Source organism: Companilactobacillus pabuli, assembly GCF_014058425.1.
Classification (GTDB): domain Bacteria; phylum Bacillota; class Bacilli; order Lactobacillales; family Lactobacillaceae; genus Companilactobacillus; species Companilactobacillus pabuli.
In genome coordinates, this window is the sequence record NZ_CP049366.1 from 985,367 (window position 1) to 1,010,559 (window position 25,193).

Annotated in this window: 22 protein-coding genes; 16 read left to right on the forward strand and 6 right to left on the reverse strand. The window is 36.8% G+C overall.

What is annotated here, in order from left to right; genetic code table 11:
- The first annotated feature begins 18 nt into the window (after window positions 1-18).
- The 9 genes from ylqF (at window position 19) to G6534_RS04795 (ending at window position 8,924) form a co-directional block, all read left to right on the forward strand.
- Window positions 19-873, forward strand: a complete 855-nt coding sequence (ylqF, locus tag G6534_RS04755) for a ribosome biogenesis GTPase YlqF (protein ID WP_010019874.1) — start codon at window positions 19-21, stop codon at window positions 871-873.
- Window positions 863-1,636 carry a ribonuclease HII gene (locus tag G6534_RS04760; RefSeq protein WP_059073413.1) on the forward strand — a complete coding sequence of 258 codons (774 nt, stop codon included), beginning with the start codon at window positions 863-865 and terminating at the stop codon, window positions 1,634-1,636. The genes ylqF and G6534_RS04760 overlap by 11 nt, the downstream gene beginning before the upstream one ends.
- Before the next feature lie 49 nt (window positions 1,637-1,685).
- The gene (gene dprA / locus G6534_RS04765) at window positions 1,686-2,501 is read left to right on the forward strand and encodes a DNA-processing protein DprA (RefSeq protein ID WP_059073412.1); all 816 of its coding nucleotides are present in this window, start codon (window positions 1,686-1,688) and stop codon (window positions 2,499-2,501) included.
- Window positions 2,502-2,606: 105 nt separating this feature from the next.
- Entirely contained in the window at window positions 2,607-4,694 is a 2,088-nt protein-coding gene (topA, locus tag G6534_RS04770; protein ID WP_182083196.1) for a type I DNA topoisomerase, read from the forward strand.
- Entirely contained in the window at window positions 4,695-5,594 is a 900-nt protein-coding gene (xerC, locus tag G6534_RS04775; RefSeq protein WP_182083197.1) for a tyrosine recombinase XerC, read from the forward strand.
- Between the two features lie 12 nt (window positions 5,595-5,606).
- On the forward strand, window positions 5,607-6,131 hold the full coding sequence (gene hslV / locus G6534_RS04780; protein WP_010019868.1) for an HslVU peptidase proteolytic subunit: 525 nt from the start codon (window positions 5,607-5,609) through the stop codon (window positions 6,129-6,131).
- A 16-nt stretch (window positions 6,132-6,147) separates the two neighbouring features.
- Window positions 6,148-7,584 (forward strand): ATP-dependent protease ATPase subunit HslU, encoded by a 1,437-nt coding sequence (hslU, locus tag G6534_RS04785; RefSeq protein WP_059073411.1) that lies wholly within the window; start codon window positions 6,148-6,150, stop codon window positions 7,582-7,584.
- Window positions 7,585-7,593: 9 nt separating this feature from the next.
- Window positions 7,594-8,472 (forward strand): aldose 1-epimerase family protein, encoded by an 879-nt coding sequence (locus G6534_RS04790; protein WP_059073410.1) that lies wholly within the window; start codon window positions 7,594-7,596, stop codon window positions 8,470-8,472.
- A gap of 173 nt (window positions 8,473-8,645) precedes the next feature.
- Entirely contained in the window at window positions 8,646-8,924 is a 279-nt protein-coding gene (locus G6534_RS04795) for a hypothetical protein (protein ID WP_059073409.1), read from the forward strand.
- Window positions 8,925-9,024: 100 nt separating this feature from the next.
- On the opposite strand, the gene G6534_RS04800 is transcribed toward G6534_RS04795, so the two are convergent.
- Entirely contained in the window at window positions 9,025-9,723 is a 699-nt protein-coding gene (locus G6534_RS04800; RefSeq protein WP_182083198.1) for a DUF3862 domain-containing protein, read from the reverse strand.
- Window positions 9,724-10,010: 287 nt separating this feature from the next.
- Here G6534_RS04800 and G6534_RS04805 point away from each other — a divergent pair, with 287 nt between their 5' ends.
- Window positions 10,011-11,729 carry an ABC transporter ATP-binding protein gene (locus G6534_RS04805; RefSeq protein ID WP_059073406.1) on the forward strand — a complete coding sequence of 573 codons (1,719 nt, stop codon included), beginning with the start codon at window positions 10,011-10,013 and terminating at the stop codon, window positions 11,727-11,729.
- Window positions 11,729-13,510 carry an ABC transporter ATP-binding protein gene (locus tag G6534_RS04810; protein ID WP_059073405.1) on the forward strand — a complete coding sequence of 594 codons (1,782 nt, stop codon included), beginning with the start codon at window positions 11,729-11,731 and terminating at the stop codon, window positions 13,508-13,510. The genes G6534_RS04805 and G6534_RS04810 overlap by 1 nt, the downstream gene beginning before the upstream one ends.
- 51 nt (window positions 13,511-13,561) lie before the next feature.
- Here the strand turns inward: G6534_RS04810 and plsY are convergent, their stop codons facing one another.
- A complete protein-coding gene (gene plsY, locus G6534_RS04815; protein ID WP_059073404.1) occupies window positions 13,562-14,185 on the reverse strand; it encodes a glycerol-3-phosphate 1-O-acyltransferase PlsY in 624 nt (207 codons plus the stop codon).
- 206 nt (window positions 14,186-14,391) lie between these two features.
- On the opposite strand from plsY, the gene parE reads away from it, so the two are divergent.
- The 5 genes from parE to rbsU all read left to right on the forward strand — a co-directional run bounded on the left by parE (window position 14,392) and on the right by rbsU (window position 22,113).
- Complete coding sequence (gene parE / locus G6534_RS04820; protein WP_059073403.1) at window positions 14,392-16,392, forward strand: DNA topoisomerase IV subunit B; 2,001 nt, start codon at window positions 14,392-14,394, stop codon at window positions 16,390-16,392.
- A 10-nt stretch (window positions 16,393-16,402) separates the two neighbouring features.
- The gene (gene parC, locus G6534_RS04825; RefSeq protein WP_082666876.1) at window positions 16,403-18,844 is read left to right on the forward strand and encodes a DNA topoisomerase IV subunit A; all 2,442 of its coding nucleotides are present in this window, start codon (window positions 16,403-16,405) and stop codon (window positions 18,842-18,844) included.
- A 95-nt stretch (window positions 18,845-18,939) separates the two neighbouring features.
- Complete coding sequence (locus G6534_RS04830) at window positions 18,940-19,896, forward strand: LysR family transcriptional regulator (protein ID WP_420826956.1); 957 nt, start codon at window positions 18,940-18,942, stop codon at window positions 19,894-19,896.
- Between the two features lie 29 nt (window positions 19,897-19,925).
- Window positions 19,926-20,858, forward strand: a complete 933-nt coding sequence (locus G6534_RS04835; protein WP_059073401.1) for a manganese-dependent inorganic pyrophosphatase — start codon at window positions 19,926-19,928, stop codon at window positions 20,856-20,858.
- Between the two features lie 370 nt (window positions 20,859-21,228).
- Window positions 21,229-22,113 carry a ribose/proton symporter RbsU gene (rbsU, locus tag G6534_RS04840; protein ID WP_059073400.1) on the forward strand — a complete coding sequence of 295 codons (885 nt, stop codon included), beginning with the start codon at window positions 21,229-21,231 and terminating at the stop codon, window positions 22,111-22,113.
- A 253-nt stretch (window positions 22,114-22,366) separates the two neighbouring features.
- Here the strand turns inward: rbsU and G6534_RS04845 are convergent, their stop codons facing one another.
- From G6534_RS04845 to G6534_RS04860, 4 genes are all read right to left on the reverse strand, one after another.
- The gene (locus G6534_RS04845) at window positions 22,367-22,936 is read right to left on the reverse strand and encodes an LOG family protein (RefSeq protein WP_059073399.1); all 570 of its coding nucleotides are present in this window, start codon (window positions 22,934-22,936) and stop codon (window positions 22,367-22,369) included.
- A gap of 12 nt (window positions 22,937-22,948) precedes the next feature.
- Window positions 22,949-23,776 (reverse strand): phage integrase N-terminal SAM-like domain-containing protein, encoded by an 828-nt coding sequence (locus tag G6534_RS04850; RefSeq protein WP_182083199.1) that lies wholly within the window; start codon window positions 23,774-23,776, stop codon window positions 22,949-22,951.
- An 80-nt stretch (window positions 23,777-23,856) separates the two neighbouring features.
- A complete protein-coding gene (locus tag G6534_RS04855; RefSeq protein WP_182083200.1) occupies window positions 23,857-24,336 on the reverse strand; it encodes a PTS sugar transporter subunit IIA in 480 nt (159 codons plus the stop codon).
- A gap of 2 nt (window positions 24,337-24,338) precedes the next feature.
- The gene (locus G6534_RS04860; protein WP_182083201.1) at window positions 24,339-25,193 is read right to left on the reverse strand and encodes a MurR/RpiR family transcriptional regulator; all 855 of its coding nucleotides are present in this window, start codon (window positions 25,191-25,193) and stop codon (window positions 24,339-24,341) included.

Below are 25,193 nucleotides of genomic sequence, written 5' to 3' on the forward strand. Positions count from 1 at the left end.
AGAAAAAGGGTGATGGTAATGGCATTACAGTGGTATCCAGGACATATGAACAAGGCAAAAAATCAGGTGCAGGATCGACTAAAACTAGTTGACATCGTACTTGAAATCGTTGATGCGAGATTGCCTTTTTCGTCCAGAAATCCAGTTTTGGAACAAATCATTGACCAAAAGAAACACATAATTATTCTAAATAAGTCCGACTTGGCTGATCCTAAGATCACAGCTGATTGGAAATTGAATTTTGAACAAGAGGGCACTAATTCTATCGAAATCGATGCCAAGCACACTAAAGGTATGAACAAGATCAAGTCGATGATTCGTTCTGAATTGTCTGAAAAAATTCAACGTTATGAAAATAATGGCGTACAAAATTATCGTATCAAGGCGATGTGCATTGGAATTCCTAATGTTGGTAAGTCAACGATTTTAAATCGACTAGTTGGCAAGAACGTGGCTGTGACCGGCAATAAACCTGGCGTTACTAAAAATCAAAATTGGCTGAAGACTAATATTGGTATCGATTTATTGGATACGCCGGGAATTCTTTGGCCTAAGATCGATGATCCCAAAGTAGGGATGAAATTGGCTCTCTCAGGCGCTATCAAGGATAAAATCTACGCTCCTGATGATGTGGCTATTTATGCTTTAAACTTCATGGAAACGCATTATATGGACCAATTACAGGAAAGCTATGGATTGACTAATGCTGATATTTTCAACCATACGACACCAGAGTTGTTGATGAATTTAACTAAGAAATTTGGATACAAAGAAGATTACGATCGTGCATCTAGAAGAATTATCGACGATGTTCGCAAATTGAAATTAGGTCGTTTGACATTCGACATCCCTGGGGAGTTTTATGAAGAATAAGTATACTGTCAAAGCAGTCAAAGAGTTATTGAGCCAAGGAGACGTTTCTAATGAACTCCTAGAAGAATTGCAACTGGATTCTCGTGCGGGTGTTAAAAAGTTATTAGAGCAATATTATAAAAAAATTGAGCAAAAAAAAGCTTTGATTGAGAAATTTCATTCGAAAGAATTTTTGGAAAAGCCTTATTGGGACCACGATTTGTTAGTGGCCGGTGTCGATGAAGTTGGACGTGGACCATTAGCTGGACCAGTTGTGACTGCTGCTGTGATTTTGCCACCGGATAACACTTTATATGAAGTTGATGATTCTAAAAAATTATCGATTTCAAAACGGGCTGAATTGTATAAGCAAATTTGTGATCAAGCGATTGATATCAGCGTCGCGGTGGGTTCTCCACAATTGATTGATCAGGAAAATATTTATCATGCGACTGAACTGACTATGGCACAATCAATCAAGCGTTTGTACGCAAAGCCAAACCATATTTTAGTCGATGCAATGACTATACCAGTTGATATTCCTCAAACTAAATTGATCAAAGGGGATGCTAAATCCTTAAGTATTGGTGCAGCAAGTATCATTGCTAAGGTTAGTCGAGACCGTTTGATGACGATGTATAGCCATTTGTATCCTGAATTTGGCTTTGGGAATAATGATGGTTATGGAACTAAGCAACATTTGCAAGCCCTAGATAAATTTGGTCGGACAAAAATTCATCGTTTAAGTTTTTCTCCAGTAAAAAAAGTTAATAAATTGTATTAAAATAAAACATCACTTCGTAATTTTGATTAAAAGGAGTGGTGTTTTTATTATGACTGAATTGACAGAATTTTTAGTGAAATGTCGTATGACAGGGATGGTTTCTAATCAAATTCTCTTAAAAATTATAAAAATATCATTGAAAAGTGATAATCTTGAATTACAGACTCGTCTAATGCTGGAAAAGGAGTGGGGGTTGGACAAATTAAACCAGTTTCTACTATTATTAGAGGGTCAAGATTGCATGAATGTTAAAGCAATCAATTATTTAGATGAAGAATATCCGCAAAGCTTGCGAACTATTTATAATCCGCCAGCACTCTTGTTTTTTGAAGGAAATATTGCTTTACTTAGAACTGAATGCGTGGCAATTATTGGCTCAAGAGAAGCGACAAATTACAGTTTTCGTTGCATTAGTACTCTTGTCCCACGTTTGGTAAATCGTTATACTATTGTGAGCGGTTTAGCAAATGGGGCAGATTCGATGGCAAATGAAGAAGCTTTAGTGTATGGTAAAACTATTGCCGTACTTGGAAGCAGTTTAAATCAAGCATTTCCAAGCAAGAATCGCCATTTGCAACGAGAAATTGCTAAAAATGGATTATTGATCACTGAATATCCAGTTGGTGATTCGATAGAACCATGGCATTTTCCACAACGTAATCGCATTATTGCGGGTCTAAGTCAAAAAATTATTGTGACAGAAGCTAAATTAAAAAGTGGGTCAATGATTACTGTTGATTTAGCTTTAGAAAACGGTCGCGAAGTTTTGGCTTTGCCAGGTCGGATCGACAGTGAATTATCGCGTGGTTGTAATAGTTTAATTGAGCAGGGCGCGACACCGTTGATCGATTTTGATAATTTATAAAAGGTGTTTATTTAAAAAATATTTCATCTTTTAAATTGACAAATTAAAAATCTGTGATTAATATATTGTCAGTTTTAACTGATCCATTGGAAAGGAGCACTTTACGTGCCATCAACAAAGCAGAAGAATTTGGTGATCGTTGAATCACCCTCAAAAGCAAAAACAATTGAAAAGTACTTGGGACGTAATTATCACGTTGTTGCTAGTTTAGGACATGTGAGGGATCTACCTAAGAGTCAAATGGGTGTTGATATCGATCATGACTATGAACCAAAATATATTTCCATTCGTGGTAAAGGTCCAGTAATTAAAGATTTAAAGAAAGAGGCAAAAAAGGCCAAACGAGTTTATCTGGCAGCCGATCCGGATCGTGAAGGAGAAGCTATCGCCTGGCATGTTTCACATTTATTAGGTTTAGACGACGATGACAAGAACCGCGTTGTCTTCAATGAAATTACCAAAGATACCGTTAAACAAGCATTTAAAACGCCACGTTCGATCGATATGAACTTAGTTGATGCTCAACAAGCTCGTCGAGTTTTAGATCGTTTGGTTGGTTATTCAATTTCCCCAATTCTTTGGGCAAAAGTTAAAAAAGGCCTTAGTGCCGGACGTGTGCAATCAATCGCTTTGAAACTAGTGATTGAGCGTGAAAATGAAATCAAGAAGTTCGTTCCTCAAGAATATTGGACGATCGAATCGATTTTTAAACATGATAAAGATAAGTTCAAGGCTAACTTCTATGGACTTAACGGTAAAAAAGTCGAATTAAAGAATAATGATGAAGTTAAAGATGTGCTTAGTCGTGTTGATAAGAAAAAAGATTTCTCAATCGACAAGGTAACTAAAAAAGAACGTAAACGTATGCCAGCTGCACCATTTACAACTAGTTCTTTGCAACAAGAAGCCAATAAGCGTTTGAACTTCAAGACGAGAAAGACCATGATGATTGCTCAACAATTGTATGAAGGAATCAACTTGGGACGTAAAGAAGGTACTGTTGGTTTAATCACTTATATGCGTACCGATTCCAAACGTATTTCTAAGGTTGCTGAGGCAGAAGCTTCAAAATTCATTCATGAAGAATACGGTGAACCTTTTGCCATTATTAAAGAACGTAAGGATAAAAACCAAGAAGGTGCTCAAGATGCCCACGAAGCTATTCGTCCATCATCAGTCTTTAGAACACCTGCTTCACTAAAAGATATCTTGAGTCGTGACCAATTCCGTTTGTACAGTTTGATTTGGTCAAGATTCGTTGCTAGTCAAATGACGCCAGCTGTTTTTGATACAATGACAGTTGATTTGTCACAAAATGGCGTTATGTTTAGAGCTAATGGTTCTAAGATCAAGTTTGAAGGTTACCGCAAGGTTTACCAAAGCGCTGCTGATAAAGCTCGTAAGGATAACATCTTACCTGACTTAGCTGAAGGTGACACTGCTAAACTTCAATCAAACGATCCCGCTCAACACTTCACACAACCACCTGCAAGATTTACTGAAGCTTCATTGGTCAAAGCACTTGAAGAAAATGGTGTTGGTCGTCCATCAACTTATGCACCAACAATCGATACGATCCAACGTCGTTACTACGTTAAATTGAACGGAAAGAGCTTTGAACCAACTGAATTAGGTGAAATCGTCGATAACTTGATTCAAGCTTACTTCCCAGATATCGTTAATATCGATTTTACGGCTAATCTAGAAGACGAACTGGATCATATTGAAGAAGGCAAGGAAGACTGGGTCAAAGTTGTTGACCGTTATTACAAGCCTTTTGCCAAAGAATTGGAATCAGCTGAAGATAAGATTGAAAAAGTTCAGATCAAAGATGAGCCAGCAGGTATGGATTGTGATATCTGTGGCGCACCAATGGTTATCAAGATGGGCCGTTACGGTAAGTTTTATGCTTGTTCTCGTTTCCCAGCTTGTCGCAACACAAAGCCAATCGTTAAAGAAATTGGTGTAGTTTGTCCTAAGTGTAAGAAAGGACAAGTTATCGAACGTAAATCTAAGAAGAATCGTATTTTCTACGGTTGTTCAAGATACCCTGACTGTGATTTCGTTTCATGGGATAAGCCAATTAATCGTGATTGTCCAAAAGATGGTCACTACTTAGTTGAAAAGAAAGTTAAGGGTGGTCGTCAAGTAATCTGTCCAAATGGAGATTATGAAGAGGATATTCAAAAATAAATGATAGAAAAAGAGTTAATCGATAAATTTGTTGATAATTTAATGGTTAACCATCACTACTCGGAAGAAACAAAAAAGTCTTATTTAGAAGATATAGATAATTTTGTTTCTTTTTTAGACCAAAATGGTGGTTTTAAAGGTTTTACCAAAGTTAATCGAATCGATGTTGAAACGTTTTTGACGTATATGGATGAGAAAAATTACGCTGACGAGACGGTAGCACGAAGGATTTCAGCTTTACGTTCGTTTTATAATTTTTTGGTTCGCAATGAATTTGTCCAAGCTAATCCCTTTGATTTAGTTCAATTACGCCATAAAGGAAGAAAGTTGCCCCGATTTTTTTATGAGAAAGAAATGCAACAATTATTCGATGCGGTCCGCGGGGATGACCCACTTTCACAGAGAAATTCAGCTTTGTTAGAATTGCTCTATGCCACTGGCATGCGAGTTAGTGAGTGTGCTAATCTATTACTAGACCAGCTAGACTTCTCTAATGGAATTGTTTTGATTCACGGAAAAGGCGATAAAGATCGTTACGTACCTTTCGGCAGTTTTGCTCAAAAGGCATTAGAAAAGTACTTTGAGTCTGGTCGTAAAATCTTGATGGAGAAAAATCATCAGGATCATCAATTTGTTTTTGTAAATAGTCGTGGTGGCAATTTAACGAGTCGTGGGATTTCATATATTCTGGATCGAATTATTAAGAAGACTAGTTTAACTTCTGATATTCATCCTCATATGATTCGTCACACTTTTGCGACGCATATGTTAGAGCATGGGGCTGATTTAAGAACTGTGCAGGAGTTGTTGGGACATTCCAGTCTGTCAACGACTCAAATTTATACGCATGTGACTATGGAACATTTACAAAAAGATTATAAAAAATATTTCCCAAGATAGAGAGGGTTTCAAATGACTACAATCGTTGCTGTTAAACACAATGACCGCACAGCTATTGCTGGTGATGGTCAAGTTACAATGGGTGAAAAGTATATTATGAAGGGAACTGCTCACAAAGTAAGACGTATTTATGATGATAAAGTTATCATTGGTTTTGCTGGTGGAGTGGCTGATGCTATTACATTACAAGATTGGCTTGAAAAGAAGTTAAAAGCTTACTCAGGCAATTTAAAACGTGCTGCTGTGGAATTAGCACAGGACTGGCGTAAAGATCCTACATTGCAAAAATTAGAGGCTTTGTTGATTGCTATGGATAAAGATAACTTACTATTGATCTCTGGTAGTGGGGAAGTTATCGAACCTGACGAAGATGTTGTTGCAATCGGTTCTGGTGGTAATTTTGCTCAAGCAGCAGCTATTGCTATGCAACGTCATGCTAAAGACATGGATGCACAACAAATTGCTGTTGAAGCTATTAAAATCGCATCAAGCATCGATATTTTTACTAACGAAAATATTATTTCAGATAAATTTTAAATTGAGGAGTTAGTCAATGGACACATTAACACCAAAACAAATTGTCGCTAAATTGGACAATTATATTATTGGACAAACAGATGCTAAAAAGGCAGTAGCGATTGCACTTTACAACCGTTATCGTCGTATGCAAGTACCAAAGAAATTGCAACAGGAAATCACACCTAAGAACTTAATGATGATTGGACCTACTGGTGTTGGTAAGACTGAAATTGCCCGCCGTTTAGCTAAAATTGTCAATGCACCATTCGTTAAAGTCGAAGCTACTAAGTTTACTGAAGTAGGTTATGTTGGTCGTGATGTTGAATCAATGGTTCGTGACTTAGTTAGCATGGCAGTTTCGATGGTCGAAAAGGAAAAATTTGATGAAATTAGACCAGAAGTTCGTCGTGACGTCGATAAGAAATTGGTTAAATTATTAGCTCCTGGTGTTAAAAAAGAACAAAAACAAAATCCTAATGACTTTATGAGTATGCTCAATAGCATGCAAAATGGTGGTCAAAATCTTGGTAGTATCTTTGGCAATAACGAAGATACCGTCGATGAAGATCCAGATAACAACGCTGAAGTAACTGACGATATTAGAAATCAACGTCTATCTGTCAAAGAACAACTTGACAAGGGACTTCTAGAAGATGAAGAAGTAACTATCAAAGTTGAAGAATCTAAAAAAGTTGGTCCAATGGATGATCAAATGGGCCAAATGGGTATCGATATGTCCGGAATGATGGATTCATTGATGCCTAAGAAGACTATTACTCGTACGCTTCCAGTTAAAGAAGCCCGTGAATTGTTGATTCAACAAGAATCACAAAAACGTGTTGATCATGATGAAATTTACCAAAAAGCCATCGAAAGAACTCAAAATAAAGGAATCATCTTCATTGATGAGTTTGATAAGATTGCTGCTGGAGACAAGAAGACATCCGGTGAAGTTTCTCGTGAAGGTGTGCAACGTGATATTTTGCCTATCGTTGAAGGTTCAAGAATCAATACTAAGTATGGTCCAGTCGATACAGACCACATCTTGTTCATCGCTTCAGGTGCTTTCGCCGAAAGTAAACCTAGTGATTTGATTGCCGAACTTCAAGGTCGTTTCCCAATCCGTGTTGAATTGAGTGACTTGACTGAAGACGATTTCATCCAAATTTTGACAAAACCAGACAATGCTTTGACTAAGCAATATGTAGCGCTTACAAGAGCTGATGGAATTCATTTAACTTTTACTAAAGAATCTGTCGAAGAGATTGCAAAAATTGCTTTTGAATTGAATAATAGTAATCAGAACATCGGTGCAAGACGTCTTTCTACTGTCTTGGAAAAAATCTTGGCTGATATTCTATATGAAGGTCCTGATATGCAAATGGGTGATATTACTATTACACGTGAATACGTTCGTGAACAAGTCGGTAAGATTGCCGAAGATCAAGACCTTTCACGTTATATTCTTTAGGGGGAAATTATGACAGTTTATCAATTGAAGAACGATTACTTAACATTAAAGGTTAATTCATTAGGTGCTGAAATGAACAGCATCACTAACAACGAAAATTCAGAGTTCATCTGGCAAGCAGACAAGAACGTTTGGGGTCGTCATGCTCCAGTATTGTTTCCAATCGTCGGTCGTTTAAAAGATGATCACTACTTCGTTGATGGTAAAGAATTCAATATGACTCAACACGGATTTGCCCGTGACCAAGAATTCAGTCTTGATTCACAAACAGATTCAAAATTAGTGTTGAGTTTGACTACTAGTGAAGCTAGTCTTGAAAAATATCCTTACCACTTCAAGTTGAGAATCATTTATCAACTAGTTAAGGATACTGTACAAATTTCATACTTAGTTGATTCTTTGGAAGAAACTGATGACATGTACTTCTCAATCGGAGCACACCCAGGCTTTAGTGTTCCCTTTGACAAAGGCTTGAAATTTGAAGACTACAAAGTATCAATTGATCCAGCTGAAACTAGAACTCACATTCCAATCGACAATCACTTGATCGACTTAAACGGCGAAAAGAAAGTTGAGAACCAAAACTTCGATATGGCACGTGATTACTTCGTTGATGACGCTGTTGTTTATCGTCTAAATGATCCAGCAGAAGTTACTATTTACAGTGACAAGTCAGATCACAAGTTGACACTAGACACAGGTAACGCCAAATTCTTCGGTATGTGGTCAACATATCCTGATGATAACGGTAAGTTTATGTGTATCGAACCATGGTGGGGACTTGCTGACAAGACTGATAGTGATAACAACTTTAAGAATAAGTATGCTATTAACAAATTGGCTCCTAAGGAACAATTTGAAGCATATTTCTCAATTAGCGTAAAATAATTATTGATTAAAAATAAACAGAGTCTCATGATTTTTCAATTCATGGGACTCTATTTTTGTGTCTAATAAAAAAATGTTCGTACGAGATGTTATAACAAGTGATTGAGGATATTTTTGGGTAAGCGATTACATATAGGGGTATACTGGGAATATAGATAAGGTGGGCTTAAGCAATGAAATTTAAATCGTTATTCGAAGTAATTCCAGAAACTTGGGAGATCGAGTTCAAGAACCGGGATACAGCTCACAAGATTTACGACGCAGTGAGAAGTAAATATAACGACGATTTGGGACCAATTACTGTTAATAATGATACTTGGTACATTGGAACTAAATTATCAGATGAAGAATTTAAAAAAGGTATCGTAGAATTTTTAGATCAGTTTGATATCGAGCAATCTCAGTATTCCGTTGATAAAACTGAAGTTGGCAAATTTTGGAGTCCACTCTAAAGACAAATAAAAACCTCATTAGGCAGATGTCTAGTGAGGTTTTTAAATAAGATTAATGTTTCTTGTTTCGTCGATATTGTGCACGTGAAGGATAGTTTATTTAATTCTTTTCCATTCCCGACTGGCTTTTACCACTCACGGAACCATCTGTGAAAGTAACGACAAAATTAGCTCCTGTATCGCCAGAAACATCGGATGAGTAGGTATAATTGACGACTGATTTACCATTGGCAAGTGATTCACTATAACTGTTAGGCTTTCCTAGGTTAGTGTGAATAGCGTCGACAGATTGACCATTTTGGATTGAGCTGTAAGCATCTAAGCCCAATTTTTCTGAACGTTTAACTTTTAATCCATTCAAAGCTTTACTGATAGCATGTCCGTTAGCAAAACTGACTTTAAGAGTAGAGCCTAATTGCCCATTTTGAATATCATTCCAAGTATCTAATTCAGTCTTTACACCTTGGTTTTCAGTGATAGAAGTTGAAGAAGGCTTACCCAAAATATTATGAACTGTTTCAATCGGCGTTCCACTAGTTTCATTTAAGTAAATTCCATTGTATTGGTAAAAGGTTACGCCAGTTTGTTTTTTAACTTTCTTTTTGGTAGTATCCTTTTTTTCGACTTTAGTGGTGGCCTCTTTGAAAGGACCGGTAGCGGTAATTTTCATTCCGACAGTAGCGCTACCACCAGCTAAAATAATAATAATAATTAACCAGAACCACCAACGACTGTAGAAATGCTTGTGGTGTTTTTGTGAACGATACTGGGCTCTAGTTGGTAAATTGTTTGAATTCATCTATTTAATCCCTCCCCGAAATGATAACGCTTTAAATTCATTTTATCAGTAACGGTAGATAAAAGTGATTTTATTTAGGAAAAAATTTATGTTTTGAAAATATTTATTATATTTGTAATGTATCTTTCTTGATAAAAATATTATTTCAGTGTACTATTTCTACTAACGTTTTCATTCAGTTTAAGTTTCATCGGAGGGTTCAAAGATTTGTACCGGACAAGATGCTAAGTAGTTTTTCTACTGAGTGTCTTTTTTTTTACTGAATGAGTGAATGAGGGAGGTTATTTATGAAGGTATTGATTCCATATATTAAGCGCTATCGAAAAGACGCTTATATTGCGGTTATTTCAGTCATTGCCTTAGTTTTTGCGACACTTTGGCAACCAAGATTGTTACAAGTCGTTATGAATGCAATTTTAAAGGGTGATAAAGCAACCGTTTTTCAACAAGGGATCCTTTTAATTGGTTTAGCAGTCATCGGTATCATTGCTGGTGTGATAAACACGATTTATTCGGCCCACGTCGCTTTAGGTGTAGCAACCGATTTGCGTGCTGACTTATACAGTAAAGTGCAATCGTTTGCTTACGCTGATGTTGAGAAATTTTCGGCATCTAATTTAGTTGTGCGAATGACTAATGATATTAATCAAGTTCAGCAGATCGTCATGGCTGGATTTCAACAGATCAGTCGAATTCCATTGCTGTTTATTGGAGCGTTTATCTTAGCAATGGTGACAATGCCACAACAGTGGTGGGTTTTGATCGGAATGATGATAATCGTTTTGGGGGTCAGTTTTTACTCATATAAGAAGATGAGCGACTATTTTGGTCAAACTCAACAAAATATCGAAGACGTTAATACTGTAGCTCGTGAGAATTTAATGGGAATTCGAGTAGTTAAGTCTTTCGTCCAAGAACCTAACGAGATTGCCAAATTCTCAAAAGTATCAGATAAATTAACGAAAGTTACGGCTAAGATTGGTTACAATTTTGCTATTTTAATGCCAGCATTCTTTTTAACGGCAAATATTGCCGTTGCTATAGCAATTTACATTGTTGGTCAAAATGTGACGACACATCCAACGTATTTAGCAGCTATCACTAGTTTTATCTCGTATTTGATGCAGATTTTGTTTGCGGTCATCAATGGTGGTTTCTTAATGATTGCGGCTTCTAGAGCTAATATTTCGTTAGGACGAATTGGAGAAGTTATGGCTACTGATCCAAGTATGAACTACGTCCAAGGTGATGATAAACCGGTTGCCGGTGATATTGAATTTGATCACGTTAGTTTCACTTATCCAGGCGATGATGAGCCAACGCTAAAGGATATTTCTTTTACAGTTAAAGCTGGTGAAATGATTGGTATCGTTGGTGCTACTGGATCTGGTAAAACGACCTTAGCCCAATTGATTGCCCGTTTGTATGATCCTGATTCTGGGGTCATTAAAGTGGGTGGCATTGATGTCAAACAATTGCCAGAAAAATCTCTTCGTGAAACGGTCGCTTATGTTTTGCAACGTTCAACGATGTTTTCGGGAACGATTTCGGCTAACCTACGTCAAGTCAAAGAAGATGCGACTGCTACACAAATGCAGTGGGCTGCTAATATTGCTCAAGCATCTGAATTTATTGAACGTTTGCCACAGACTTACGATGCTCCAGTTGAAGAACGTTCGTCAAACTTCTCTGGTGGTCAAAAGCAACGTCTTTCTATCACTCGTGGAGTCATTGCTAATCCAAAGATTTTGATTTTGGACGATGCGACCTCAGCACTTGATGCTAAGTCGGAAAAATTAGTTCAAGAGGCGTTAGATAAAGATTTACAACATACTACGACAGTTGTGATTGCTGAAAAGATCTCGTCAATTATTCGTGCTGATAAGATTTTAGTCATGGATGATGGACGAATAGTTGGTAATGGCAATCATCATCAATTAGTGGCTGACAATGCGGTTTATCAAGAAATTTATAAGACACAAAAAGCTAGAGAGGGGGTAAAATAATGAGCGACTTGAAAAATGCTGGGAAATACTATTGGCATTATTTGAAAAAATACTGGTTTGGATTCTTAATGACATCCATTTTGATCGGTATTTCAACTGCCTGTATCGTTATTGCCCCAACTTATTTAGGAAGAGCAGTTTCAGAGTTGACAACTTACTTGCAACAATGGACCGACACAGCAACTCGTGGGAATGCTAGTTTAGGAAGTTTCCATAAAACATTGTGGATCTATTTGAGTTTGTACATAGGGGATGCCTCAACGCTTTTGATTGCCAGTTGGATCTTAGCTAGAATTACGGCCTTTTCAACGGGGACTATGCGTGTAGGAATGTTTAGAAAGATGCAACGAATGCAAGTTAAATATTTCGATTCTCACAGTGATGGCGATATTTTGGCTCGTTATACGTCTGACTTGGATAATATCTTCAATGCGATGAACCAAGCTCTAATTGAAATTTTCCTATCAGTAGCCCAGTTTATTGGTTTGTTGATCGTTATGTTCAATCAAAATGTCACAATGGCTTGGGTCACGATGGCTTCAACGCCGGTAGCTTTGATCGTAGCCGGATTCGTGATGAAAAAAGCCGGTGTGGCGGTTAATCGCCAACAAGATGATATCGGTAATTTGAACGGTTATATTAATGAACAAGTTACTGCTCAAAAGGTTATTATTACTAACGGCTTGCAGAAGGACTCGATTAAGGGTTTCTTGAAACACAACCAAACAGTTCGTAAATCGGCTATGTCTGGTCAAATTTGGTCAGGTGTCTTAAATCCTTTGATGCAAGGGATGTCGTTGTTGAATACAGCTATCGTAATTTTCTTTGGCTCATGGTTTGCCTTAAATGGTACATTGTCAACTGGAGCCGCCTTAGCTTTAGTCGTAGTTTTCGTTAACTATGCTCAGCAATACTATCAACCAATCATGTCTTTAACTAGTTTGTACGGGATGATTCAATTGGCTATCACTGGAGCTCGTCGTGTTGATGAAGTGAGAAGTCAACCTGATGAAATTGCACCAAAAGATGGCAAGTCATTAGACGGTATTAAAAAAGAACTACAGATCGATGACGTACACTTTAGTTACCTACCAGGAAAAGAAATCTTGCATGGCGTATCTATTTCAGTCCACAAGGGCGAAATGGTCGCTTTAGTAGGTCCAACGGGTTCAGGTAAGACTACGGTCATGAATTTGTTGAATCGCTTCTACGACGTCGACAGTGGTGCTATTACGATCGATGGTGTGGACATTCGCCAATTTGACTTGCAGAAATTGCGTAAGAACGTCGGAATCGTATTGCAAGATCCACAATTATTCTCAGGTACGATTGCTGATAACATTCGTTATGGTGACCCAAGTGCTTCAATGGATCGGGTAATCGATGCGGCTAAACAAGCTAATATCCACGAATTTATTATGAGTTTGCCAGATGGTTATGAGACAAAGGTTTCAGATGAACAAAGTGTGTTCTCAGCTGGTCAAAAGCAATTGATGTCAATTGCAAGAACGATTTTGACTAATCCTCAATTGTTGATTCTGGATGAAGCAACTTCTAACGTTGATACGGTTACTGAAGCAAATATTCAGGCAGCGATGGATCGGGTAATTCAAGGACGGACGAGTTTTGTTATTGCTCACCGTTTGAAGACGATTTTAAATGCTGACAAGATCGTGGTCTTAAAAGACGGAAATATTATCGAACAAGGTAATCATCAAACCCTTTTGGCAGAAGATGGCTTTTATGCCGGTCTTTATAAAGATCAAATGGTTACAAATTAATCAAAAAAAGCAGGTCGAGAAGTTAATTTCTTGACCTGCTTTTTTATGGAATTATTTTTGTTTTTTCTTAGCCTGTTGTTTCTTGTATTGTAGACCGATTGGAACAAGATTTTCTTGCCCCTTGAGTAATCGCTTGATATTAGGAATATGGCGAACGTAAATAATGACAGTAACAATGGCAGCGACGGTAGTTAAAATCCAGTCGTGCAAAAATAACGAAGCGATAGTAAAAAAGAGTACTGTTGTTAAACTGGCCACACTGACCATACTAGTAACGTAAACGATTGTTGCTAAAACGATAAAACAAATCGTAAACAATAATGGATTGTAAGCTAGTAAAATACCGGCACTAGTAGCGACAGCTTTTCCACCTCTGAATTTTAAGAAGATAGAGAAGCAGTGGCCGATAACAGCACAAATTCCGACGAAAAGAACCCAATGATGATCAAGGTTAAAGAAAACGGGCATCAATGCTCCTAAGGTTCCTTTTAAGATATCAATTATTAAAACAACGGTTCCGGCGAATTTACCGAAGACACGGTAAGCATTTGTGGTTCCAACGTTACCACTACCGTAATCAAAAATATTTTTATGGAAAAAAATCTTTCCGACTAGATAAGCGGTTGGAAATGAGCCGATTAAATAGGCTAAAATGGCACAAATGAGAAGTTTCATTAAAAAATCACTCTCTCAGCTTTATTTTTTGGTATATTGTAATTCTATGGTGTTTTACAAGAATTATAAATACCAACTTAGACATTATCCACTATTTTAGCTAAAAATAAAAGATTTCTCTTGAATACGAACATATATTCGTATAGTGTGAATAGTGTTATAATACTAAAATAACTGCAGTAGTAAATGAAAAAGGAATGATATAAATGCCAAAATCATCTTATGATGATTCGTCAATTCAAATCCTTGAAGGATTAGAAGCTGTACGAAAAAGACCTGGTATGTACATTGGTTCCACAGATTCACGTGGATTACATCACTTGGTCTATGAAATTGTCGATAACGCAGTCGATGAAGCTCTATCAGGATTTGGTAAGGAAATCAATGTCACTATCAACAAAGATAGTAGCATTACTGTCGTTGACCACGGTCGAGGAATGCCAACGGGAATGCATTCATCCGGTCGTCCAACGATTGAAGTTATCTTAACGGTTCTACATGCCGGAGGTAAATTCTCCGAAAATAGTTACAAAACGTCTGGTGGTCTACACGGTGTAGGTTCATCAGTTGTAAACGCTTTGTCTGAGTGGATGACAGTTCGAGTTGTTCGTGATCACAAAGTTTATGAAGAACGTTTTGAAAACGGTGGTCATCCTGTTGGAACCTTGAAAAAGACTGGTTCAACTAAAGAAGGCAGTGGAACAACAATTAGTTTCAAACCTGATAAGACGATTTTCCAAACAACTAAATTTAATTTTGATACTTTAGCCGAAAGACTTCGTGAGTCAGCTTTCCTACTCAAAGGTGTTAAATTCACCATCACTGATAAACGTGGCGAAGAAGACAAAGAAGAAGTTTTCCATTACGAAGATGGGATTCAATCATTTGTTAAATACCTCAACGAAGGAAAGGATGCTCTAGGTGGAATTTTCTACGTAGAAGGTACTAATTCAGATATTGAAATCGAATTTTCTGGTCAATACAATGACGGTTATTCTGAAAACATTATCTCGTTTGTTAATAACGTTCGTACTGCTGATGGTGGGACACATGAAGCCGGAATGAAGTCTGGTTTAACCAAAGCGTTCAACGACTATGCAAGAAAGGTCGGACTATTAAAAGAAAATAGTAAGAACCTTGAAGGTAGCGATGTTCGTGAAGGCTTGTCAGCAATTATTTCTGTTCGTATTCCCGAAGAAATTTTGCAATTCGAAGGGCAGACTAAAGGAAAACTTGGTACTCCTCAAGCAAGATCAGCCGTTGATCAATTAGTTTATGAACAAATGAGCTTTTACTTGATGGAAAATGGTGAGCAAGCACAAATGCTCGTCAAAAAAGCTCTCAAAGCTCGTGAAGCTAGGGATGCTGCTAGAAAAGCTCGTGAAAGTACTCGTAGTGGTAAGAAGAACAAGAAGACTGATGGTTTGTTGTCTGGTAAATTGACACCTGCTCAGTCAAAGAATCCTGATAAGAATGAGTTATTCTTAGTCGAGGGTGATTCTGCCGGTGGCTCTGCTAAACAAGGTCGAGACAGAAAATTCCAAGCTATTTTGCCATTGCGTGGTAAGGTTTTGAATACTCAAAAAGCTAAACTAGAAGATATTTACAAAAATGAAGAAATCAACACGATGATTTATACGATTGGTGCTGGTGTTGGAGCTGACTTTAAACTAGAAGATAGAAATTATGACAAGATCATTATCATGACCGATGCCGATGATGATGGTTCCCACATTCAAATCTTGTTATTGACATTCTTCTATCGCTACATGCGCCCATTAGTTGAATCAGGCCACGTATACATTGCTTTGTCACCACTTTATCGTTTGCAAAAGGGTAAAGGTGCTAAGACAAGAACTAAATACGCTTGGACTCCAGATGAATTAAAGGCTGGAATCAAAGAAATGGGTAAAGGTTACGACTTGCAACGATTCAAAGGTTTAGGTGAAATGAATGCCGACCAACTTTGGAAGACAACAATGGATCCAGCCAACCGTATTTTGATCCGGGTCAATATCGATGATGCTGCCTTAGCAGAACGTCGTGTAACTACCCTAATGGGTGACAAGGTTAAACCACGTCGTGATTGGATCGAAGAAAATGTTCGCTTCAACGGAACCGAAGAAGGGGACAATATCCTTGAAAAAGTCGATGCAACTGATCCAATCGATAGTAAAATCGTTGACGATTTATTGAATAAGGAATAGGTGATAAACAGTGACTGAAAATTCTCCTAAAATTCAAGATATCTCGCTCGAAAAAATCATGGGAGATCGATTTGCGAGATATTCAAAATCAATTATTCAAGAAAGAGCTTTACCTGACATTCGAGACGGTTTGAAACCAGTTCAACGTAGAATTTTGTACTCAATGTTTTTGGATGGCAACACTTATGATAAGGGCTTTCGTAAGTCAGCTAAGGGTGTTGGTAACGTCATGGGTAATTTTCACCCCCACGGTGACTCTTCAATTTATGAAGCCATGGTACGACTTTCCCAAGACTGGAAATTACGTGAACCTTTAATTGAAATGCACGGTAATAATGGTTCGATGGATGGTGATCCACCGGCTGCCATGCGTTATACTGAAGCTCGCTTGAGCAAGATATCAACAGAAATGTTACGTGATATCAACAAAGGTACTGTCGATGAAGAATGGAATTTCGATGACACCGAAAAAGAACCAAAGGTTTTACCAGCTAGATTTCCGAATCTTTTAGTTAATGGTGCAACTGGTATTTCTGCTGGTTATGCGACAGAGATTCCACCCCACAATTTAGGTGAAGTTATCGACGCTACCGTCAAAATGATCGACAATCCAGATATTACTTTGGATGAGTTGATGAAGATCGTTAAAGGACCAGATTTTCCAACTGGTGGTATTTTACAAGGAAAAGACGGTATCAAAGAAGCTTATCAAACTGGACGTGGCAAGGTTTATCTTCGTTCTAAGACAACGATTCAAGAGCTTCGTGGTCATAAATCACAAATCGTGATTACAGAGATTCCTTACGAAGTTAATAAGGCTCAATTAGTCAAAAAGATGGATGAGATCAGAGTTCTCAAAAAGGTTGAAGGTATCGCTGAAGTTCGTGATGAATCTGACCGTCAAGGTCTATCGATCGTTGTCGAACTAAAACGGGATGTCGATGCTAACGGAATTTTGAACTACTTGTTCAAGAATACTGATCTACAAGTTTCATATAACTTCAATATGGTTGCTATCGCTGATATGTCACCACAACAAGTCGGTTTGATTCAAATTTTGAAGGAATACATCAAGCACCAAGAAGATGTCGTTTTACGTCGTAGTCAATTTGACATGGCTAAGGCTAAGAAACGTTTGCACATCGTTGAAGGCTTGATCAAAGCTTTGTCAATTCTTGATAAAGTAATTAAAACTATTCGTGGCAGTAAGAATAAATCCGATGCCAAGAATAATTTGATCAAGTTGTATAAATTTACTGATGAACAAGCAGAAGCTATCGTTTCCTTGCAACTTTATCGTTTGACGAATACTGATGTGACAGAACTTGAAAAAGAAGATCAAGAGTTGAATGACCAGATTACATCTTTGAATAAGATCATCGACGACCATCAAACTTTAATGAATGTAATCAAAAAGGAATTATTAACAGTTCGTGATACATACGCTGACAAACGTCGGACTAAGATTGAGGCTAAAGTTGAAGAAATTGAAGTCGATACTTCAGTTATGGTCGCTAGTGAAGATGTTCGTCTATTAGTTAGTCATGACGGTTACGTTAAACGTAGTAGTTTGCGTTCTTATCAGGCTTCCAGTCCAGAAGACAATGGCCTAAAGGATGAAGACTATCCAATCATCGATCAAAACGTCAATACGCTGGATCACGTCTTTATTTTCACTGACAAAGGTAATTTGATCTATCGTCAAATTTTTGAAATCGAAGATAGTCGTTGGAAAGACACTGGTTCTCATTTGTCTCAACAAGTCGGTTTGGATACTGATGAGTCGATTCTTAAGGCTTTCGTCTTTAAGGATTTGAAGGAAACGGGTAATTTCTTGATTGCTACAAATGAAAATTACATCAAACAAGTTGCGTTTAGTGACTTATTACCGGGACGTACTTATAAGTCTCGAGCTTCGAAGTATTGCAAGATCAAATCAGCTGATGCTAGAGTTATGAACGTTTACTACTTAGCCAGTGATTCATCTGATTTAGTTTATGTCTTTACGAAACATTCTTATGCTTCCGCCTTTCCAGTTTCTGAAGTGCCAGTAGTTAGCGGTAAAGCTATTGGGGTTAAATTTGTCAGTCTAAAAGCTGATGATCAATTGGCTGGATACTTCTTATCGACTGATGAAAATGAAAAAATTGCTTTATTGACGCAACGTGGCTCATACAAGCAAATGAAACTATCAGAGATTCCAGTAACTAGCCGTGCTCGTCGAGGTGTCTTAACGCTACGTGAATTGAAACGTAATCCACATCGAGTGCAATTAGTAACTAATATTTCAAATGATGAGTCAATTTCAATTATCACTGATGCTAATAAAGAAATTGAAATTGACCGTGCTGGTCATCAAAGTACCGACCGTTATTCTAATGGTTCATTTATCATGGATCCGGAAACTGATGGAATTCCTGTTAGATTTGTCAAAAAAATTGAAGAAAAATAGGATATAAAGAGCATAGTTTTACGTTATATAGTATTATTATCTTATTGAATATATAAAATTTTACTATGACAAATAATTAGGAGGATTCTTTATTGCTGGACGAAAAATCAAGAAGAGTCTTTAGTTCCAAAGCTTTGAATTACTTTGACGAGTTGACTAAAAACATGAGCTATACTAAGACAGCTCAAATGTTGGGTATTACGCAGCCAGCTTTGACTCAACAAATCAAAAAAATTGAACGCGTGGTGGGAGCTCCACTGTTTTACAGTGTTGGTAAGAAGATTTATTTAACTGACGCCGGAACATCCCTCCTAAAGGCTACACACCAAATGTTTGATTTGATCAACAATGTGACGGATCAAATTCAACAAGCATCATCAGAAAAAAGTGGTACGATCAGCATTGGTCTACTATCAACGGCAGAATCAGTTGTGATTGAAGACTTTATTGTCGAATACAATCGTATCAATCCAAATGTTGTGATCGATTTGAATTTATTAACTCGAAAAGAACTTTGGGATAGTATCCAAAATAATCGAATCGATTTGGCAATCATGTATTTACCAGATCGAAATATTAAGAGTTGGAAAATTTACAAGTCTAAAAAGATCATTAGTGATAACATAATGTTGATTCACAACAATGAGAAGTTTAGCAAGAAAAAATCAGTTTGCTATAAGGATGCTACCCAAAAACCTTGGGCAACTTATTTAAAGAGCTATTATTTCTCAGAACTATTGCAAGAGCGCTATCGGGATGCTTTAGTAGACTTGCCAAAAGTTATTGCGAGATTTTCATCTCCTTATCAACTTTTGAAGTTTACGCAAGAATCCGACGATGTTTATACGGTTTTACCATTGAGTTTTTGTATTGCACATGAATCAATGTTTAAACTTTATCAAACACCACTTGAACCGGCTATATCAAGTGATTTATCATTTGTATATCAAGAAGATAAAGAAAAGATTCCACGGATTCAAGAATTCTTGAGTGAATGGGATAATTTCTTAGACAAAATGAATTATATCGATCGTTTGAAATCTTCAAGATAAATTATTTTATAAAAGGGGTATAAAACAACATGCCAGAAAAAGAATTAGTATTTGGACACAAGAATCCTGATACAGATGCTGTCTCAGCAGCAATTGCTTATTCATACTTACAAAACAAATTAGGTTACAACACTGAAGCTGTAGCTTTAGGTGAACCTAACCTAGAAACAAAATTTGTTTATGATCACTTTGATGTGAAGTTCCCACGTGTGATTTCTGCTATTAATGGGGAAGTTAAGAAAGTTATGCTTGTGGACCACAACGAAAGACAACAAAGTGTCAGCGACATTGATACTGTTGAAGTTACTCACGTAGTTGACCACCACCGTATCGCTAACTTTGAAACTGATTTGCCATTGTACTACCGTGCAGAACCACTAGGTTGTGTAAGTACAATTGTTTGGAAGATGTACAACGAATCAGAAGTAGAAATTCCTGAAAAGATTGCTGCTATCATGGCATCATCAATCATTTCTGATACATTGCTATTGAAGTCACCTACAACAACAGACGAAGACCGCGACGCTCTTAAAGATTTGAGCAAGATTGCTGGAATCGATTATGAAACTTATGGTCTTGAAATGTTGAAGGCTGGTACAAACTTAGACAGCAAGTCAACTCAAGAATTGATCGATATGGATGCTAAGAGCTTTGACATGAATGGTACAAGCGTTCGTGTAGCTCAAGTTAATACTGTTGATGTTGACGACACTTTGAAGCGTGAAGCTGAATTTGTTAAAGACATCAAGGCAGAAAATGCTGATCAAGGATATAACTTGTTTGTTCTATTGATCACTAATATCTTGACTAGTGATACTACTGGTGTTGTTATCGGTGACGATGATGCTATCAGCAAGTTTGAAACAGCTTTGAATACTAAAGTTGAAGATAACAAAGCTGCTTTACCTGGCGTTGTTTCACGTAAGAAGCAAGTTGTTCCTCCATTGAACGAACAATTTTAATTAAATAAATCTAGCTCTTTTAGGGTGGTGTTTGTACACTACAACCTAAAAGAGCTTTTTTTGTAGGGAAGAATTATTACTCTTAATTAATTTGGTTAAATATGTTCGAATGTAAAATATATTTTATGATAACGATTTACGAAAAAGGTTATTTGTTTTTCATGGTAAAAATAATTCATAAATAATTAAATAATTGTAAACGGTTGCCGAACTATTGCAATGCCAAGATATCAAAAAAATAAAGTATTTCTCATGATATTTTTAATGAAAACGAACTTTTTTCTTGAAAACGCATTCTCACTTTTGATATAATATCCACATTGCTGAAAAATTGCTTTGTTATTTTGAACTAAAGGGAGTTTGTAAAAAAATGAGTATGGTAAATATTTTAATTGGACTAATGCCGATGATTGGTTGGGGATTGTACCCAATCTTAACTGGTAAATTTGGAGGAAAACCAGTTAACCAAATTATTGGTTCAACATACGGTACATTTTTGTCCGCGATTGTAGTAGCACTTGTTACTCAAACACCACTTCTAAGTGGTAAGGCTTTGTTATTCACCTTCTTATCCGGTGTTTGTTGGTCAGCTGCTCAATCATTAGTTTTCTACGCCTTTGCTGAGATGGGTGTTTCGAAAACTATGCCAGTATCAACTGGTTTCCAATTGATCGGTACATCACTTTGGGGTGTGATCGTTTTAGGTGAATGGCCTAGTATTACGGCTAAATTATTTGGTGGTTTTGCAATTCTTTTGATCATTATCGGAGTCTACTTGACTACTTACAGTGAAAAGAAGGTTTCTGAGAGTGAATCAGGCGTTGTTAAAGGTATTACATTGGTATTGATTGCTACAATTGGTTATGTTGGTTATTCAGCCTTTCCACAGGCAGTAACAATCACTGGTTTCGAGGCTTTCTTGCCACAAGCCTTTGGTATGGCAGTTGCCGCAACGGTTTTCGGTTTTCTTACTAAGAGTAATCGTGAAGCTAAGCCTTATAAGTCAAAGAGTACTTATCTAAATATCATCAGTGGTATCTTCTTCGCCTTCGCCGCTGCAACTTACTTGATTTCATCTCGTAAAGACGTTAACGGATTAGCTACTGGATTCACACTTTCACAAATGAACGTTATCATTGCTACATTAGGTAGTATCTACTTCCTTCATGAAAGTAAGACACGTAAAGAAATGATCATGGTTCTTTCTGGATTAGTACTAGTAGTTATTGCTGGTGTTATCACAGCTTTCTTATAAAATATAAATAAAAACACGCTGGAAAATTAATTCCAACGTGTTTTTTGTTATATATCAGAGAGTTTATAAGTTTATTGGTCTATATCTTTTTCAATTTATACAAAATTGGGAGGATATTTATTTGTATATAGTATTAATGAGAAAACCATATTTTGTAATGTATATCTAAGGAGTATATTCGTCAGATATCATTTCCTATCTGACAACTAAAATATAACTCCTTTTTGTTTAGTAGTTAAATAAAACGCTCATCTTAATTTTTATATTTTCGTAATGCTGGAGGGTTATACGAACCTATAAAATCTTTTATTTCAGTTAGTGAATCACTAAAGAGTAGTGTCTTTCGTGTGGAAGGTTCCATGAAGCCTTGTTGTGCCATTGAATCGAAAAATTTTTCTAGTGGATCATAATAGTGATTGATATTGTAAAAGATACAAGGGTTCTTACTGTCGCCCAAAATTGTCCAAGAGAAGGCTTCGGCAATTTCTTCTAGAGTTCCTGGTCCACCTGGTAAAGCAATGTTAACAACGGAATCATTGAGCATGGCTTGTTTTCTGACGGAGATATCGTCAACAATATCCAATTTGGAAACTTGTTCAAATGCCAATTTACGGTCGAACAATTCTTGGGTGATGATTCCATGAACGAAGCCACCATTTTCTAGAACACTGTTAGCAATTACGCCCATTAAGCCAAACTTGCCACCGCCATAAGTTAGACCATAATTATTTTTAACGATCCATTGGCCAAGTTTCTTGGCTCCCAATTTGTAAACTTCATCATTTCCTGTAGCAGCGCCACAATATACAGCAATATTTTTCATTTTTCACACTTTCTAAATATCAAAATTTGTTTCACGTTTTAAACGACGATAATACATCAAAGAGGGAGTGTCTAAAGCATCCAGAGCTCTTTTTTGATCTTTACTCAATTCTTTGGTACTCAAAGCTAAGAGAATGAAGGTCGTATAAAGTTTTTTTGGTGAGAGATCCAATTTAGTAGTTTCGCTGTCACGTTTTAGATCACGATGAATAGCAGGGACAGTCAACAAAGGACTATTGGCTCCACGATTCCGACTTAAAAAGAGATTGTCGTTGTTCCAATAAGTCTTATAAGATTCGATGTAATTGCGATAGATATTTAAGAATTTAGTCTCATCTTCGTCAAAATCCAGTTGATTGAATTTTTGATAAAAGCCTGATTGCATAGCCTCTTTATAATTGAACCCTTTAGCTACGATCAAGATTAAAAGCCGCGTATAAACACTCAAGTCAGCTTGTAAGTAGTAGGGAAGCTTTAAAAAGACTTCTACAGGAAAATCACTCTGCTTGGGTACAGTGACACTATTTATGTTTAATGTTGGAATCTCGGGCGTTTTTTTGGCACTGAAGAGGTATTTAAAGTAGACGTTCAAGTTACTAATAACTTTGTTGATCGTACTAGCGCTGAGTTTGAGATCTTCCAACATAAAATTCTTAAAGAGTCTAACATCCATTTCATGAACATCTTTGATATCTTCGGTGATTTTATAGTCAGGATTGTTCTGAATCGTATAATTGAAAAAATCAGTCAGTGAATTCATATATTCAGTATGAGCTTTGTCTGAAATTTTTCTGGTTTTTAAATAAGCTTCAAAACCAGTCAAGTAAGGAATTTTAACCATTAGAAAACCTCCTTTTTTATATTATACAGTTAGTTAATCGCTGGAACAAAAAAGCCAGGCTTTTAACCTGACTTTTTAATCTAATTGACGGCAATTTCTAAAGCTTTATCACCAGCAGAAACGGTTTTATCTTCAAAATCCCCCATATTTTTAACAGCATCTGAATTAGTGATGATAGTCATGATCGGTGTATCTTTACCACTAGCTTGAACTTTTTGTAAGTCCATAGTAGCCAGCTTTTGACCAGCTTTGACGGTATCGTTTTCTTGAACGAACATTTCAAATGGTTGTCCATTCAATTCAACCGTATCGATGCCTAAGTGTAGCATAATTTCTAGCCCATTTTTAGAAGTGATCATTAAGGCGTGTTTAGTAGGGAATACTGTTCCGATAACACCACTGATGGGAGCGACGATTTCGTTATCGCTTGGTTTAACTGCAAAGCCATCACCCATTAATTTTTGTGAAAAGACTGGATCGTTGACTTTGTCCAAGTGGATCAATTCACCATTAGCAGGCGAAACGAATTCATCGATCTTTTTTCTAGAAAATAATCCCATGTTTAATCTTCCTCCTTGAAATTCTTAGCAATAAATTTTTGTGAAGAGATGATTTCTTTGACGTGTTTAGAAAAGTCTAACTTGAAGTAACTGTAATACAACAAATCAATTGCATAGAATTGGGCAATCAAAGAGGTGGTTGCGGCACTTCGCAAAGAACTGTTTTCGGTACTGTCATCGTGAATCAAAACTACATCTGACATTTTTGCTAAAACGCTTTCATTTTTATGTGTTAATACAATTATAGGGATTTTATTTTGTTTTGCAAGACGTGCTAAGTTGATAGCTTCCTTAGTTTCACCAGAGTTAGAGATGATCAAGACTGCTGCTTGTTGCTTTTTAGCTAGTAAAATCGTTGCTATGACATGAATATCATTGTTAGTAATGACGGTTTTACCGATTCGAAAGAATTTTTGTTGGAAATCTTCAGCTACTAAGTGGGATGCTCCAATTCCAAAACTGACAATGGTCTCTTTTCGATTCAAAATTTTTATTGCTTTAGCTAAAGAAACATCGTCCAAAATACTATTAGTTCTGATTAAGGTTTGATTGATCCGAAAGGACAATTTATCTTTTAAATCATCGATAGAGTCCTTGGGGTCTAGTTCATCATAAATTTTTTGGTTCAATTCACTTTCAGCTGATAATCTCAATTTAAAATCTGCGAAACCATTGGGACAAAATATTTTAGCAAATCTAACAATTGAAGCAGAACTCGTTGGTATTGCACTGACTAGTTCTTGAACACTCATTGAAATTACTTTTGTGGGATTATTTATAACGTAGTGGGCAATTTTTTGTTCTGTCTTCGTTAATTCGGGCAACTTTTGTTTAATTGAAAAGATTAAGCTTTCCAT